13 protein-coding genes are annotated in these 14,655 nt (G+C 72.0%); 8 read left to right on the forward strand and 5 right to left on the reverse strand.

What is annotated here, in order from left to right; translation table 11 throughout:
• Positions 1-18: 18 nt before the first annotated feature.
• From ELQ40_RS03500 to ELQ40_RS03515, 4 genes are all read right to left on the reverse strand, one after another.
• On the reverse strand, positions 19-1,260 hold the full coding sequence (locus ELQ40_RS03500) for an MFS transporter (RefSeq protein WP_127792430.1): 1,242 nt from the start codon (positions 1,258-1,260) through the stop codon (positions 19-21).
• 82 nt (positions 1,261-1,342) lie between these two features.
• A complete protein-coding gene (locus tag ELQ40_RS03505; protein ID WP_205649418.1) occupies positions 1,343-2,029 on the reverse strand; it encodes an alpha/beta fold hydrolase in 687 nt (228 codons plus the stop codon).
• 34 nt (positions 2,030-2,063) lie between these two features.
• Complete coding sequence (locus tag ELQ40_RS03510; protein WP_127792432.1) at positions 2,064-2,321, reverse strand: hypothetical protein; 258 nt, start codon at positions 2,319-2,321, stop codon at positions 2,064-2,066.
• Between the two features lie 126 nt (positions 2,322-2,447).
• Complete coding sequence (locus tag ELQ40_RS03515; protein WP_205649419.1) at positions 2,448-5,651, reverse strand: BTAD domain-containing putative transcriptional regulator; 3,204 nt, start codon at positions 5,649-5,651, stop codon at positions 2,448-2,450.
• 247 nt (positions 5,652-5,898) lie between these two features.
• Between ELQ40_RS03515 and ELQ40_RS03520 the strand changes: the two genes are divergently transcribed.
• Positions 5,899-6,876 carry a zinc-binding dehydrogenase gene (locus tag ELQ40_RS03520; protein WP_127795112.1) on the forward strand — a complete coding sequence of 326 codons (978 nt, stop codon included), beginning with the start codon at positions 5,899-5,901 and terminating at the stop codon, positions 6,874-6,876.
• Positions 6,877-6,976: 100 nt separating this feature from the next.
• On the opposite strand, the gene ELQ40_RS03525 is transcribed toward ELQ40_RS03520, so the two are convergent.
• Complete coding sequence (locus tag ELQ40_RS03525; RefSeq protein ID WP_127792433.1) at positions 6,977-7,294, reverse strand: Dabb family protein; 318 nt, start codon at positions 7,292-7,294, stop codon at positions 6,977-6,979.
• Between the two features lie 67 nt (positions 7,295-7,361).
• Here ELQ40_RS03525 and ELQ40_RS03530 point away from each other — a divergent pair, with 67 nt between their 5' ends.
• The 7 genes from ELQ40_RS03530 to ELQ40_RS03560 all read left to right on the forward strand — a co-directional run bounded on the left by ELQ40_RS03530 (position 7,362) and on the right by ELQ40_RS03560 (position 14,645).
• Positions 7,362-8,543 carry a Gfo/Idh/MocA family protein gene (locus tag ELQ40_RS03530; protein WP_127792434.1) on the forward strand — a complete coding sequence of 394 codons (1,182 nt, stop codon included), beginning with the start codon at positions 7,362-7,364 and terminating at the stop codon, positions 8,541-8,543.
• Positions 8,540-9,457 carry a PmoA family protein gene (locus tag ELQ40_RS03535; protein ID WP_127792435.1) on the forward strand — a complete coding sequence of 306 codons (918 nt, stop codon included), beginning with the start codon at positions 8,540-8,542 and terminating at the stop codon, positions 9,455-9,457. Before ELQ40_RS03530 ends, ELQ40_RS03535 begins: the two co-directional genes overlap by 4 nt.
• Positions 9,457-10,269 (forward strand): cupin domain-containing protein, encoded by an 813-nt coding sequence (locus tag ELQ40_RS03540; RefSeq protein ID WP_127792436.1) that lies wholly within the window; start codon positions 9,457-9,459, stop codon positions 10,267-10,269. Before ELQ40_RS03535 ends, ELQ40_RS03540 begins: the two co-directional genes overlap by 1 nt.
• Positions 10,270-10,418: 149 nt before the next feature.
• On the forward strand, positions 10,419-11,699 hold the full coding sequence (locus ELQ40_RS03545; RefSeq protein ID WP_127792437.1) for a carbohydrate-binding protein: 1,281 nt from the start codon (positions 10,419-10,421) through the stop codon (positions 11,697-11,699).
• Between the two features lie 115 nt (positions 11,700-11,814).
• Positions 11,815-12,357, forward strand: a complete 543-nt coding sequence (locus tag ELQ40_RS03550; protein WP_127792438.1) for a hypothetical protein — start codon at positions 11,815-11,817, stop codon at positions 12,355-12,357.
• 169 nt (positions 12,358-12,526) lie between these two features.
• Positions 12,527-13,720, forward strand: a complete 1,194-nt coding sequence (locus ELQ40_RS03555; RefSeq protein ID WP_127792439.1) for an NAD-dependent epimerase/dehydratase family protein — start codon at positions 12,527-12,529, stop codon at positions 13,718-13,720.
• A 130-nt stretch (positions 13,721-13,850) separates the two neighbouring features.
• Positions 13,851-14,645, forward strand: a complete 795-nt coding sequence (locus tag ELQ40_RS03560) for a response regulator transcription factor (protein WP_127792440.1) — start codon at positions 13,851-13,853, stop codon at positions 14,643-14,645.
• The last annotated feature ends 10 nt before the right edge of the window (positions 14,646-14,655 follow it).

A 14,655-nucleotide genomic window follows, 5' to 3' on the forward strand; every position in this document is an offset into this window, starting at 1 on the left:
GAGCGGTCGGCAGACAGGTCACGGCCCCGACGTGCGACCGGTCCGCAGCGCGCGAGGGATGGTCGCCGCGAAGACGAGGAGCCCGCAAGCGACCAGGACCAATCCGGCCCATGAGGTGGCGAGCACGCCGAAGCCGGCGCTGATCGTCACCGCACCGCCGATCGCGCCGAGGGCGTTGGCGGCGTTCAACGCCGCGAGGTTGAGTGAACCGACCAACGTCGGGGCATCCGGCGCGAACCTCGTGAGCAGCACCTGGATGGTGGGGATGGCCATCATCGCACTGGCTCCGACACCGAACAGCCCGACGAACAGCGTCGGCAGCCATCCGCCACCGAATCCGACGATGACGAGGAATCCGCTCACGAGCACATAGCCGAGCACGAGGCCGCGCGTCGGATACCGGTCCGCGAGCCGTCCGCCGACCTCGTTGCCCACCGCCATGCCGATGCCGAAGACGGCGAGTGCGATGGGGATCACGCTGGGGGACGCATCGGCGGCATCCGTCACGATCGGGGCGATGAACGTGTAGACCGCGAAGATGCTGGAGATGCCCAGCGCGGCGATCGCGACCATCGCCCACACCAGCGGCTTGGCGAGCGCCCGGAGTTCGTCGGTCACGGACCCGCCGTCCAGGTCGCGCGTCGAGGGCACCCAGGCGAGCAGCGCCAATCCGGCTGCCAGTCCGATGGCGGCGACCACGAGGTAGAGCCATTCCCATCCGAACACCTGCCCGATGAAGGTGCCCGCAGGCGCTCCGAAGATGGTTGCGACCGTCAGGCCCGTCATGACGGTGGCGAAGGCTTGGCCGCCCCGCCCCGGCCCGTAGATGTAGGCCGCGACGACCGCGCCGGCTCCGAAGTACGCGCCCTGCACGGTGCCGGTGAGGAACCGGGCGGCGATGAGCATCTCCATCGAGCCGGCCGCGGCCGAGAGCACGTTCCCGATGAGGAACAGGACGATCAGCCCGAGCAGAAGACGCTTCCGATTGACTCGCGCACCGACGATCGTGATGATCGGCGAGCCGATCATCACACCGAGCGCATAGGCGGTGACGGCCCAGGTCGCGTAGGGGAGTGTCGCCCCCAACTCCTCGGCATAGAGCTCGATGATTCCGTTGGTGCCGAACTCGCCGGTGCCGATGGCGAACGTGCCGAGCGCCAGCGCGAGCAGCGCGCGGCCCTTGCCGGGTCGGGCTGCGGCGACGGGGTTGTGCCGCTTCTCCTCGGCCGTGCACTGGGCCGCGTATGCCGCCTCCTGCATATCCGTTCTCCTTCGATCGAGCGTCGTGCGTCTCGCGCTGGGGAAGTCCAGCGCGAGACGGTCGGCGGCGGCCCTCGGCGACTCAGAGCGTGGCCAGCGCGCGCAGGATGAATCCGGTGACGTCGACCGGACGCGAGATGAAGGCCACGTGGCTGGCGTCGATCTGGTCGACCACCGCGGCCATCCGCTCCGCCATGAATCGCTGAGCGTCGGGGGAGATCGCCCGGTCGCTGCCGGAGACCAGGTACCACGACGGGTGCTCGGTCCAACCGGCAGCGGTCAGCGGCTCACCGATCGCGGCTGCGGCGAGCGGCCGCTGGATGACCGCCATGGATGCTGCGAGGGCGATCGGCACGTCGGCGCAGAAGGTCTCGCGGAACCGGTCGCGGTCGATCAGCAGCTCAGGTCCGCCGACCGCGCCGAGGGCGTCGTACGGCGTGGGCCTGATCGTCTCGGCGAGCAGCGGCGCATCGAACGGTTCCTGCACTCCCGCGCAGCTCTCGCCGACGGCGGGCGCGAAGGCGGCGAGGAAGACGAGCCCGACGACGTTCGCCGAACCGGCAGAGGCCTGCGTCACGACGGCGCCGCCGTAGGAATGGCCGACGAGCAGGACGGGGCCGTCGACGGCTTCGACGACGGCGCGGAGCGACGCCGCGTCGGATGCCACGCCGCGCAGGGGCGTCGGGGGGGCGAAGGCCACGACGCCCGCCGAAGCGAGCTCGCCGATCACTCCCGAGAAGCCCGAGGCGTCGGCGAACGCACCGTGCACCAAGATCACCGTGGGGCGGGCGGACGCGACCACGTCAGAACCCGCCCGCCGCCGCAACGGCGATCGTCGCGATCACCGCACCGACCATGAACACCGCGCTGATGACGATTCCGGCCACCGCGAGCCGGTTCGAGACGCCGGCTCGACGACTCGTCGCATACGCGACGATGCCGAGCACGAGCCCGAGCAGCGGGATGAGGAACGCGAGCACGAATGCCCAGATACCCATCGCGCGGCCGGGGATGTCGTGCACGGATTTCCGGGTGTCGGGGTACGTTGCTGAAGAAGGCATGACGAAGCTCCTCTCGGGGAGATCGCGCGGCGACCGTGGCGAGGCGGACGACGCAGTGGATGAGCGCCACGGTAACCGTCACCCGTGGACGACGAGTGGACAGCGGGTGGAGGCGCCACATCGGCGTCAGCGGTGCTCCGAGAACTCCCCGAGGAAACGGCTCGCCCGCGCGGCGAACAGGCCTGCACCTCGCTCTGCCGAGAGCCGCCGCGAGCGTTCGGCCATCTCGACGACCGCCGCCGGATCGGCGCCCTGCGCATGGAGCACCCGGGCCCGGAGCAGGAGCACCAGTCCCTCCGCATAGCGCTGGCCGTACGCGTCGAGCGCACGATCGGCACGGTCGAGGGCTGCGGCCGCGTCATCCGGCCGGCCTGCGGCGAGGAGCATCTCGGCGTGCAGGCCCCACCAGGTGGAGAGGCCCGATCGAGCCGGGTCCGCGAGCACCGCGAGGATGATGCGCTCGGCCTCCGCCGCCGCGTCCCCCGGCCGTTCGCCGGAGAGCGCTCGTGCCCAGCACGACGCGAGTCGCTGATACCCGCCCAGGAAGACGAACGAGGAGGCCGGGTCGACCGCCATCCCCCGCGCCGCCGCTCGGCGCGCCCATTCGACCTCTCCGGCGACGGCCGCGATCACGACCGAGAACGCCGCCCACACGGTGATCGCGTAGGCATCGTCGCCGGCTTCGACTTCGATCGCATCGAGCACCGAACGGGCTTCATCGAGTTCGCCGCTGAGCGCGGTCATCAGGGCGAGCATGACCGGCCAGAGCAGCTGCAGGTCTCGCCGCAGTCCGATTCCGTCGGCGATGCAGCCTTGTGCGCGCAGGGTGGAGTTCGCTCGGCGGAGGTGGTGCAGCGCTTGGGACACGTCGCCGATGTCCCACTGATGGATGCCCCAGGCGCTCCACCCGTACGCCTGCACGAGGCCGTCGGAGGACTGTTGGCCGTCGAGCAGCAGGCGGCGTGCGAGCCCGGCCGCGACGTCGAGCTGGATCCCTTGCGAGTGGGCCGCCCAACGGGAGAAGAGCAGGTCCGTGGCTTCCCGTTCGCGACCGAGCCTCCTCGCGATGCGCTCGGCTCGCTCGAGCGGTTCGAGCGCAGTACCGACGTACCCGGTACGCATGCCGGTGACGGCGATCAGTTCCGTCAGCGCGGCGAGTTCGAGCTCTTCCAGTCCCGCTCCGGATGCCAATGCGGCGGCGGCGCGGAGGTGGGCGTCGGCGGCATCGAACGTCGACTTCGATGCCGCCAGTCTGCCGGCGTCGATCAGCGCCCGTGCCGTTCGATCCGGGGCTGCCGCGGGGCCTGCCGCCCAGAGGTGGAATGCGGCGCGTTCGACGGCGATCGGATCGGGTGACGGGTCGTCCTCCAGAGCATTCGCGATGCGCAGATGGATGGTCGCCATCTCCGACCGCGGCGTGGACTCGATGACCGCCTCGCGCATCAGGTCGTGCGCGAAGCGCAACGACTGCGGGCCCGCACCGGCGAGCTCGACCAGTCCCTCGCTCTCCGCAGGGGCGAGCAGTCCCAGCAGGTTCTGCCTCGCGGTCCCCGTTGCGGTGGCCAGGACCGCGAGGTCGATCTCCGCACCGATGACGGCGGCCGTCTGGAGCAGGGCGGCGGTCGTCGGATCGAGGTTCGACACGCGGTCTCGGACGAGATCGATGATCGAGTCCGGGGTGCCGGCGCGATCGATCATCTCCTCATCGAGCGTCGCGGACCCGTTGAGCGAACGCGAGAGTTCGCGGACGAAGAACGGGTTCCCCGCGGTGCGCCGCAGCAGGTGCCGCGCCGCGGAGGGCGTGATCTCGACGCCGTCCTGGCGCCGCACGAGCTCCGCCACTTCGGTCGGGCCGAGCCCTCGCAGCTGGATGCGGCGGGAGTCGGACGCTCGGCTGATCGCTGCGAGCAGGTGCACGATCTCGTGGCTCGGGGCCGGTGCACGGTCCCTGAGCGCTCCGATGAGCGCGACCCCGCGTGGCAGTCTCGCGGCCAGATGCTCGAGCAGGTGAACGGTCGCGGGGTCCGCCCACTGGATGTCGTCGACCAGGAGGACGACCGGCGCGCGCGTCGCAGCGTCGCGAACGAGATCGACGACCTGTTCGAACAAGCGGAATCGTGCTCCGCTGTCCGGGAGGACCGGCGATGTCAGGTCGCCCTCGAAGGGATCCAGCAAGCGGCGAAGCCCATCGCTCGGATGATCCGTTCGCCGATACTCAGGCATCCCCTCGACGAGGGTCCGGGCGATCTCGACCCATGGCCAGAGCGTGGGAGTACCGTCGTCCTGCCTGCAGCGTCCCCACGCGACGCGTGCGCCGGCGCGTACGGCAACCGCGGCGATCTCCTCGAGCAGGCGGGTCTTGCCGATCCCGGGCTGGCCGACGACCATGCTCACGCTGGCGTCGCCGGCCGCGGCTGCGGCGAAGCCGTCTCGCAGGATCGCGACCTCGTGCGCTCTACCCACCATGTCGTGGACGGTCGCGGCAGGGGCGTCGCCGAGCCCACGCCGCTCGCCGCTCGGACCGGACCGGACCGGGTCGAGCACCCGTCGATGGGCTGTCTCGAGCGCTGCGCTCGGCTCGATGCCGAGCTCGACGCTCAGGCGTGAGCGGATCGAACGGAAGACGGCGAGGGCTGCGGCCTGATGACCCGCGGCGGCCAGCACGGTCATGAGACCGGCTGCGGCCGGCTCGTGCAGAGGATCGATCGAGACGCCGAGTCGGAGCGCGCCGATCACGCGTTCCGGCTGGTCGAGCTGTACGGCGAGGGCACCCGCTGCCGTGCACGCATCGAGGAATTCGGCGTTCAGGGCCGCGAAGACCGGGTCCTGCAGGAGCCGGTCGACCAGGCCCGCTCCGGCCGGGCCCCGCCACACGTCGAGCGCGTCGGCGTAGGCGTCGAGAGCCTCTGGGTACCGCTGGCGCGCGAGCGCGAGGCGCGCGACGTTCAGATGGGACCGGAACGTGACCAGGTCGTGTCCGTCCGCCGGCGCGGTACAGAGGTATCCACCGCTCCGTCGAACGATGTACCTGCCTTCGACCCGGGTGCCGATGTCGGGTTCGAGGAGACGGCGAAGCGCGCCGACGTACCTGTGCAGGGAGTTGGCCGCGCTCGGCGGGGATCCCGGACCCCAGAGCGCATCGATGAGCACCGAACTGCTCACCGGCGCGCCGGCGTGCGCGAGCAGCAACGCGAGCAGATCGGCCTGCTGCGGAGGGCCGGGATCGAGTTCGGTGTCCTCCCGCCAGATTCGCATCGGGCCGAGGATCTGGAACCGGACGCCTGCTCCGGATGCTCCGTCGGGGTGCGGAGGACCGTCGGGCACCGCCATCGCACAGCCCCTCTCGTAGGTGTGCCGGGCGGCCGGAACTCCAACTGATCGCCAGCACCGCCGCGCGTGGAGGCGCCGTCCGCGGTTGGGTCGACCGACGGCAGCTTTCGGTGAATATACCAAGTCTCCGCGCCGCGGGGCGGGCGATCTCGCGCGCACGGCGAACGGTCAGATCCGGGGCGTTGGATGAACGTGCGCCGTCTGCGGACGGGCGGCGCGGAGGGAGCACACGATGACCCAGCCGCTGATGCGAGCACTCGTCCACGACCGCTTCGGAGACCCCGCGGAGGTCCTGTCGGTGCAGGAGATGCCGGTTCCGGAGCCCGGGCCCGGGCAGGTGCGCGTGCGGCTGGTGCGCTCGCCCATCCACAACCACGACCTCTGGACGGTGCGCGGCACCTACGGCTACAAGCCCGAACTGCCCGCGGTCGGCGGCTCGGAGGCGCTCGGCGTGGTCGACGCGCTCGGCGACGGCGTCGAGCACCTCGAAGTCGGTCAGCGGGTCGCGACGGGAGGCGCCCGCGGCGCATGGTCCGAGTACTTCGTCGCGCCGGCCGCCGCGCTGGTGCCGGTGCCCGACGGCGTGCCCGACGAGGCGGCCGCCCAGCTCGTCGCGATGCCGTTCAGCGCGATCAGCCTGCTCGACTCGCTCGGCCTCGGGTCGGGCGAGTGGCTGGTGCAGAACGCCGCGAACGGCGCGGTCGGCCGGCTGCTCGCGCAGCTCGCACCGGCGCGGGGCATCCGGGTGCTCGGTCTGGTGCGCCGCGCGGCCGGCGTCCACGAACTCGCCGCTCAGGGCCTCGGCGACGTCGTCGCGACCGACGACGACGGATGGCGCGAGCGCGTCGCCGAGATCACGGGCGGGGCGCCGATCCGAGCGGGAGTCGACTCCGTAGGCGGCGCCGCGAGCGGCCAGGTCATGTCCGTGCTCGCCGAGGGCGGCACGATGGTCGTGTTCGGCGCGATGGCGTCGCCCACCATGGAGATCCCGTCGGGCGACGTCATCTTCAAGCAGGCGACGGTGAAGGGGTTCTGGGGCAGCCGGGTCAGCGCTGCGATGGCGGCCGACGAGCGGGCGCGCCTCATGGGCGAGGTGTTCACGCGTCTGGGGGAGGGCGTCGTCACGCTGCCGGTCGAGGCGACCTACGCCTTCGACGACATCGCAGCGGCGAGCCGCGCGAACTTCGACGCGGGTCGCCGCGGCAAGATCCTGCTGCGGCCGTAGCGGCGCTCGGCCGGCGGAGCGACATCGCCGCCGACTCATCCGCTCAGCGCCGGATCATCCGCTCGGCGCCGAGTCATCCGTTCAGCGCCGGGTCATCCGCTCAGAGCGCGTCGGGCGCCGCGGGGGCGAGCGCGACGAAGTCGAGTTCGTCGAACTCGGCGACCTCCGGCATCCACCGGGTCGTCACGAACGCGACGTGCTCAGGATGCCCGTTGTACGCGTCGTAGGCGGCCTGGTCGGCGAAGCTCATCGCGAACTGGAAGCGGTGGGTGCTCTTCGGGCTCACCTGGCGTGACACCACGAAGTCTTCGACGCCCGGGATGCCGGTCAGGATTCGGCGGCCGTCGGCGAGGAACGCGGTCTCCTCTGCCGAACCGTCGGGATGGACGAGGCGGAATGCGACGGTGTGGCGGATCATCCGCCAACGGTAGCGGGCGTCGGCTGGGGTAGGCTGAGGAAAGCGTATTCCTGACGGAGGGGCGAGCATGACCACAGCCACGGCGAACCCACGGAGGGTCGCGATCATCGGAACCGGAGCGATCGCCCACGCGCACGCGCAGGCGGTGAACGCCCTCGCACCACGGGTCGAGCTCGTCGCGGTGGTCGACGTCGACCTCGGGCGCGCCCGCACGTTCGCGCGACAGCATGCACCGTCGGCCGCGGTGTACGGCGATGTCGACGATCTCCTCGCCGCCGAACCGCTCGACCTGGCGCACGTGTGCACGCCGCCGAAGACGCACGTGCCGATCGCGACGGCCGCGCTCCGCGCCGGGGTGCCTGCGCTGATCGAGAAGCCGACCGCGCTCAGCCTGGCCGAGATGGACGCGCTCGTCGCCGTCTCGGAGGCGACTGGCGTGCCCGCGCTGACCGTGTTCCAGCACCGGTTCGGCGCGGCGGCGGTGCGGCTGCGCCGGCTCATCGCGTCCGGCGCGCTCGGACGTCCCCTGGTCGCGACGTGCGAGACGCTCTGGCATCGCGGACCCGAGTACTTCGACCTGCCGTGGCGTGGCCGGTGGGAGGTCGAGGGCGGCGGGCCCACCATGGGGCACGGCATCCACCAGTTCGACCTGCTGCTGTCGGTGCTCGGGCCGTGGCGGCGGCTCTCGGCGTTCGCCGCACGGCAGTCGCTCCCGACCGACACGGAGGACGTCTCCATGGCCGTCGTCGAGTTCGACAGCGGTGCGCTGGCGACCGTGGTCAACTCGATCGTGTCGGCGCGGCAGACGTCCCGGCTGCGGTTCGACTTCGAGCACGCGACGGTCGAGGTCGAGCACCTGTACGGGTACACCGACGCCGACTGGACGTTCACGCCCGCGCCGGGCCACGAGCACCTCGCCGCGTCTTGGGCGCCCGACGCGGACCATGCGGCCACGGCCGACGGAGCGGCCGCGGCGACGACGGCGGAAGCCGGGCCGGGCGAGCCGAGCGGCCACCGCGACCAGCTCGCCGCCATCCTCGACGCGCTCGACGCCGGCGAGACGCCCGCGGTCGACGCGCACGCCGCGCGCCGCACGCTCGAGTTCGCAGCGGCGACGTACGCGTCGGCGTTCCGGGGCAGGCCCGTCGCGGCCGGCGAGATCATCGGTGACGACCCGTTCCTGCGTTCGATGGACGGCGGCGCCGTGCCGTGGCATCCGATCAAGCCGAGCCTGGAGGTCGCCCGATGAGCATCGACGTGCTGCACGCCCTCGGGTCGGGGTTCGCCGTCCGCGACGGCGCGACCGAGTGGTTCACGTACACCTACCTCCCCGACACCCCGCAGCTCGAGTCGCCGAAGCCGTTCCTGCATCCGTTGCGCACCCGCGCCGGTCGGGTCGTCAGCGGGTTCCGGCCGTGGGACCACGTCTGGCACAAGGGCCTCGCCTGGTCGCTGCCCGTCGTCGGCGCCGAGAACTTCTGGGGCGGACCGACGTACGTCCACGGCAGGCACTACGTGCAACTGCCGAACAACGGCGCGCAGCGGCACACCGGCACCGGAGACCTGTCGTTCGACGGCGCGGTCGCGCGATTCGCGCACGACCTCGACTGGATCGCCGAGGCGGGCACCGCCGTGTTCCGCGAGCGGCGCGCCCTGTCGGCCCGCGCGCTCGCCGACGATGCGTGGGCGCTCACCTTCGAGACCGCGCTGCGCAACGTGACGGATGCCCCGATCGCGATCGGCTCGCCGACGACCAAGGGACGCGACAACGCCGGGTACGGCGGCCTGTTCTGGCGCGGCCCCAGGTCGTTCACCGACGGCACCCTCGTCACCGCGGACGGCACCGGATCGGGCGCCGAGGTGCGAGGACAGCACCACGAGTGGATGGGCTTCGAGGGTCGGCACGACGAGGTCGACGCGACGTCGCTCGTGGTCATGCTCGATGCCGCCGACAACCCGCACCACCCGCCGCAGTGGTTCGCACGCTCCGAGGAGTTCGCCGCCCTCAACCCGGCGCCGTTCTTCAGCGAGGAACTCGAGATCCCGGCCGGGGAGACGGCGCGATTCCGGTACGCGATCGCGATCGCCGATGCCGACCGGAGCCGCGCGGCATCCCTCGTCGACGACCTGCGAACCCTGCTCGCCGAGGCAGAGGCATCCTGATGGGCGCCCCGCTCTTTCCCGGCGGCGTCGCGATCAGCGACCTGCAGGTCTACGACTGGGAGGCCGTCGACGGATGCCGTGGCGGCAGCCCGCACCTGCACACCGCGTCGAGCGAGGGGTACGTCGTGACCGGCGGCTCGGGCGCGGTGCACACGCTCTCATCGGCCGGTGCCGAGCAGCATCCGCTCGCGCCCGGCGACGTCGTCTGGTTCTCGCCGGGAACCGTGCACCGACTCGTCAACGACGGCGACCTGCACCTGCTGGTCGTCATGTCGAACGCGGGGCTGCCCGAGGCCGGCGACGCCGTGCTCACGTTCCCCGCGCGAATCCTCGACGATCCCGAGGCGTATCGGGCTGCCGCGATCCTGCCGTCCGGCGACGGGAGCGCGGATGCCGGGCGAGTCGATGCCGGCCGTGCCGACGCCGCCCGCGCGCGCCGCGACCTCGCGATGCAGGGATACCTCGAGCTCGCGGCCGCGATCGACCGCGACGGCCAGGACGCCCTCCGCGCCTTCCACGAACGGGCCGCGCGCATCGTGCAGCCCAGGGTCGCCGGCTGGCAGGACCGCTGGGAACGCAGCGTCGCCACGGAGACGGAGCGCACCCGCGACCGCCTGGCCGGGTTGGCCGTCGGCGACGCGAGACTGCTCGCGGAGGCATCCGTGTCGCGCGCCGAGCCGACCGGCGCCGACCGCGCCTACGGCATGTGCGGACGCCTCCGCACCTGGGACTGGCCGTTCGCCGACGGAGCCGACGGCAGCAGGCGGATGATCAGGCCATCGGCCGCGCGACGGACCGCGGACTGCCGATAGCATCGGAGCGCCCGCCCCCCTCGTGCGATCCTCGCCTCCCTCCCGACGGAGCACAGATGTCAGACGCGCAGCCCGCGCCCGAACAGTTGCGCCCACGCAACCGCAAGCGCGGTCGCCGCGGCCCCAGCGCATTCGTGAAGCCTCGATCGGTGGCGAAGCCGCGAACGACGGCGACTGCGGCGCCGACCGCTCGCGACCGGGAGGTCGAGGGCGAATCCGCGACCGACGCGCTGCTCGTGTTGATGGGCGGCGGCGAGTCGACCCCGACGTCCGCGTCCGAGGCGCCCGCGCCCAAGACGCCCGCGCCCGATACGGAATCGGCCGACGCCCCGGCCGTCGAGGTGATTGCGGGCCCGGCGACGGCCTCCGACGTGGGTAGCCGGACGGGCGCCACGGAGGCGCCCGAGCCGGAAGCCAGCACGCTGCCGCTGCCGATCGTGACGGCCGGCGCGACCGCGGTCGTCGACGCTGCGGCCCCTGCGCCGACCGGTCGGGGCGACGGGGACGCGGTCGATTCCACCGGCGACCCGATTGACGGCACCGCATCCGTGACCGTGGCGGCGGACGCGCGGTCGGCGCGCCTCCGACGCATCCTCAAGCGGGATGCCCCGCCCGTGCTGGCCGTCGGGCTCGTGACCGTCGTGCTCTGGATCCCGTCGGTGGTCGCGACGCCGACCGGCGCGCCGGCCGCCGCTCCGGTCGCGGCGGCGCCCTCCGCCGCGGCGACGGCGGCTGAACGTCAGCCCGCCGGTATCGCCGCGCTCGCCGGAGCTCGCCGGCACGGGCTCCTGGCCGCAGCGCCCTTGCGCGCGCAGGCCGAGCACCTCGGCGGATTCTCCGACGCCGCGGTGCTCGCGGACGTCGCGACCGTCCTCGCGACCCTCGACACCGGCCTCGACGGGGTGGATCCGATCGCGCTCGCGGCAGCGACGTCCGCCGTCCACGATGCGACGCCCGGGCTCATCGAGCGCGCCATCGCCGACGCCGACGCTCGCCTCGCGGAGGCATCCGACGCCGACGCGCAGACGGTGGCCGCCGCCGCTTCGGCCATCGACCGGCTGCGTGCCGCGGCGGCCGATGACGTGCAGACGACGGTCGACCTGTTCGCCCCGATGCGGGTCGCGGTCGAGGCCGCCGTCGCGAGCGATGCGGCTGCCGATGCTCGTGCCGCAGCCGAGGCCGAGGCGAAGGCGGCCGAAGCGGCCGCCGCAGCGGCGAGAGCCGCCGAAGAGGCCGCGAAGGCGGCGGAGGACGCTGACCGGCGCGACCGGTGGACTGACGGGTCCGAGGCATCCGCCTGGAACGCGTCGAGCATCTACATGGCGGGCGATCTGGTGACCTACCGGGGAAAGGCGTACGAGGCGCAGTGGTGGATCCGCGGTACCGCTCCGAGCCCGAGCGAGTACGGCCCCTGGATCCTCGTCGACTGAGGCCGGGCGCGGGAATAGGGAGAGCGCACACCGTTTCCGACGGCGTGGTGATCCGGCTCGGGGTCACCCGAACTGGGGCCGCGACGACCGCGACAGCGGGGGTACAGTCCCGGACATGGGTCCCCACCCTGACGAGCCCACCCAGGCGCTTTACCCTCGTCGAACCCGAAGCAGCTTCGATGAGCGCTTCGGCGCGCGCACCGGACTGACGATCGGAGCGGTGCGCGAGTTCGCCGCCTTCCTCCGGTTCCATGGGTTCGCGCCGCTGCCCATCTGGCTGCGCAGCGAATCGATGGTCTTCCCGCTCGGGCGACCTCGTGTGCTGTACCGACGGGTCGGCGAGGGTTGGCACCTCGACTTCCTCTCGCGCGGCGAGCAGGTGAGCCTCGTCCTGAACGTGGCCGGCGGGTACGCGCTCGAGCAGGGGCTTGCCCGCTCGTGTCCCGATGACCGCGCGCGATCGGCGGATCGCGCCCTGAAGCACTCGATTCCCCGGCGCGAACTCTGCCTGGTGACCGGAGGCCGCTCTCACCTCGCCGGCGCGACGGTCGACGGGGCCGACGCGAGGGATGCCGTCGATGAGGCGTCCGCACGCATCCTCGACGGATGGCGGCAGCGGGACGCCGGTGACGCCTGGCCGGCACCGCTCGTTCGCTGACGCTCGAATCGGCCGGAGCGTGCCGACGCGGTCGCGACGACGGCCGTCCCCACCCCGCGAACTGGGGTCAATCTTCGGTTGTCGAACACCATTTCTGCACTTGAACTTCAAGCAAAATGCAGGAAACTGTGGAGACGGACTGAGGCTGGACGAGCCGAAGGAGAGCCACATGCGCGAGCGCGTCCTCATCACCGGAGGCGCCGGATTCATCGGCACGGCCCTCTCGCGCCGGCTCCTCGCCGCCGGACACGAGGTCCGCGTGCTCGACTCGTTGGACCCGCACGTGCACGGCAGCGCCGGCGCCGATGCCCTGTGGTCGGGATCCCTGCCCCTGGACGTCGACTTCATGCACGGCAGCGTGCTGGTCGCCCGCGACCTGCAGCGGGCGCTCGACGGCACCACGATCGTCATCCACCTCGCTGGAGAGCGCGGCACCGGCCGGTCGGGCTCCGAGATCGACCGCTGCGTCGAGACGAACGCCCGCGGCACCGCGGTGCTCCTGGACCAGCTCGCGACGTCGCGCCGGACGGTGCACCGCCTGGTCGTCGCATCCTCCCGCGCGGTCTACGGCGAAGGCGCCTACGCGACCGAGGACGGACGAACGCTGTTCCCTGCCGGCCGCAGTGCCGTCGACCTGGCGGCCGGCGACTTCGACGTGCACGTCGAGGGGGAGGGGCGGCTGCGATCCATCCCGACGCCCGAGACCGCTCCGGTGCTGCCGACCGGTGTCTACGGCATCACCAAGCACGTTCAGGAATCGCTCGTGATGACCGTCGCGCCGACCCTGGGGATCGTCCCGGTCGTGCTGCGGTTCCAGAACGTCTACGGGCCCGGACAATCGCTCACGAACCCGCATGCCGGCCTCGCGTCGCGTTTCGCGAACCTCATCCGTCGCGGGAAGCGGGTGGAGGTCTTCGAGGACGGCGACGGATCGCGGGACTTCCTCTACATCGACGACGCGGTCGAGGCCGCCTTCGTCAGCGCCGTCAGCCCGATGGCCTCGGGCGTCTACAACGTCGGCTCGGGTTCTGCCACGACGGTGTCGGAGGCGGTCCGGGTCCTCTCGGCCGCGCTCGGACGCCCGAATGAGGTCAGGGCCTCCGGCGACTACCGCATGGGTGACAGCCGGCACAGCGTCGCGGACATCCGACGCATCGGGGCACTGGGGTGGGCGCCCCGCATCCGGTTCGAGGAGGGCATGCGGACGTTCGCGAGGTGGGTGCTCGATCAGCCTCGGGGCGACGCCGCCGGAGTCGAACCGCTCCGCGATCTCGGCCTGCGCGGTCTGCTCGCCCCGGAACGATCGGTCCGCGAGATCGTGGATCCGGGAACGATCGCCGCCGAATACCTCGCGGCGGGCTGACCTCCTTCCGGTCGCCGTCCTCGGCCACCGGCTCGATCGGGGCAGCGGGCGACTCGCCCGTTCATCCGCTCCGGGCTGCGTCCCGGGGATGTGGAACAATGCCGAGAAGGTCGAGAATGCGAGGGATCCCATGGATGACGGCGTGACGGCCGTGGTGATCGAGGATGACGACGTCGTCCGTGATCTCCTGATCGACCTCTTCGAATCGGCCGGGGTCGTCGCCTACGGCGCGGCCAGCGGCGCGGAGGGCATCGAGGCCGTGCGGGCGCACGACCCGCTGATCACGACCGTCGACATCAACATGCCCGGCATCGACGGGCTCGAGACAACGCGCCGCGTCCGTGACCGGAGCAGCACGCACATCATCGTCGTCTCGGCGCTGACCGAGGAGGCCGACGCCGTGCTGGCCCTGTCGGCCGGTGCCGACGACTTCGTGGCCAAGCCGTTCCGTGCTCGCGAGTTCCGTGCCCGGATCGAGGCCGTGCTGCGGCGGGTGAAGGCGGAGGCAGGCTCGACGGAGGGCGTCTCGGCGCCCGCGGCGGGTACGGTCCCGCCTTCGTCGATCGGGAGCGCGACCGCATCGGCGGACGCATCCATCTTGGTCATCGGCGATCTCGTGGTCGACCGGTCGACGCGGATCGCTGCTCGCGACGGCGTCGATGCAGGGCTCACGCGGACCGAGTTCGACCTGCTCGCGGCGCTCATGGAGACCGGCCGACGCGTGCGGACCAAGGAGGAGCTCGCGCTCGTCGTCCGGAGTCGGCGGGGCAACGCCGACACCCGGGTCTCGGAGCTCGAGACCCGGACGATCGAGACGCACGTCGCGAAGCTCCGGAGGAAGCTCGACGACGATCCGACCGCTCCCCGGTACATCGAGACGGTGCGCGGCGTCGGATACCGGCTCACCGCAGGCGCGGAAACGTGACGCCGGACCG

This window comes from Agromyces sp. LHK192 (assembly GCF_004006235.1).
Lineage (GTDB): Bacteria > Actinomycetota > Actinomycetes > Actinomycetales > Microbacteriaceae > Agromyces.

Excerpts from the sequence above, each read along its gene's own strand:
- ELQ40_RS03500 (WP_127792430.1), bottom strand. The coding sequence starts at position 1,260 with ATGCAGGAGGCGGCATACGCGGCCCAGTGCACGGCCGAGGAGAAGCGG.
- ELQ40_RS03510 (WP_127792432.1), bottom strand. The coding sequence starts at position 2,321 with ATGCCTTCTTCAGCAACGTACCCCGACACCCGGAAATCCGTGCACGAC.
- ELQ40_RS03515 (WP_205649419.1), bottom strand. The coding sequence starts at position 5,651 with ATGGCGGTGCCCGACGGTCCTCCGCACCCCGACGGAGCATCCGGAGCA.
- ELQ40_RS03520 (WP_127795112.1), top strand. The coding sequence starts at position 5,899 with ATGCGAGCACTCGTCCACGACCGCTTCGGAGACCCCGCGGAGGTCCTG.
- ELQ40_RS03525 (WP_127792433.1), bottom strand. The coding sequence starts at position 7,294 with ATGATCCGCCACACCGTCGCATTCCGCCTCGTCCATCCCGACGGTTCG.
- ELQ40_RS03530 (WP_127792434.1), top strand. The coding sequence starts at position 7,362 with ATGACCACAGCCACGGCGAACCCACGGAGGGTCGCGATCATCGGAACC.
- ELQ40_RS03535 (WP_127792435.1), top strand. The coding sequence starts at position 8,540 with ATGAGCATCGACGTGCTGCACGCCCTCGGGTCGGGGTTCGCCGTCCGC.
- ELQ40_RS03540 (WP_127792436.1), top strand. The coding sequence starts at position 9,457 with ATGGGCGCCCCGCTCTTTCCCGGCGGCGTCGCGATCAGCGACCTGCAG.
- ELQ40_RS03550 (WP_127792438.1), top strand. The coding sequence starts at position 11,815 with ATGGGTCCCCACCCTGACGAGCCCACCCAGGCGCTTTACCCTCGTCGA.
- ELQ40_RS03555 (WP_127792439.1), top strand. The coding sequence starts at position 12,527 with ATGCGCGAGCGCGTCCTCATCACCGGAGGCGCCGGATTCATCGGCACG.
- ELQ40_RS03560 (WP_127792440.1), top strand. The coding sequence starts at position 13,851 with ATGGATGACGGCGTGACGGCCGTGGTGATCGAGGATGACGACGTCGTC.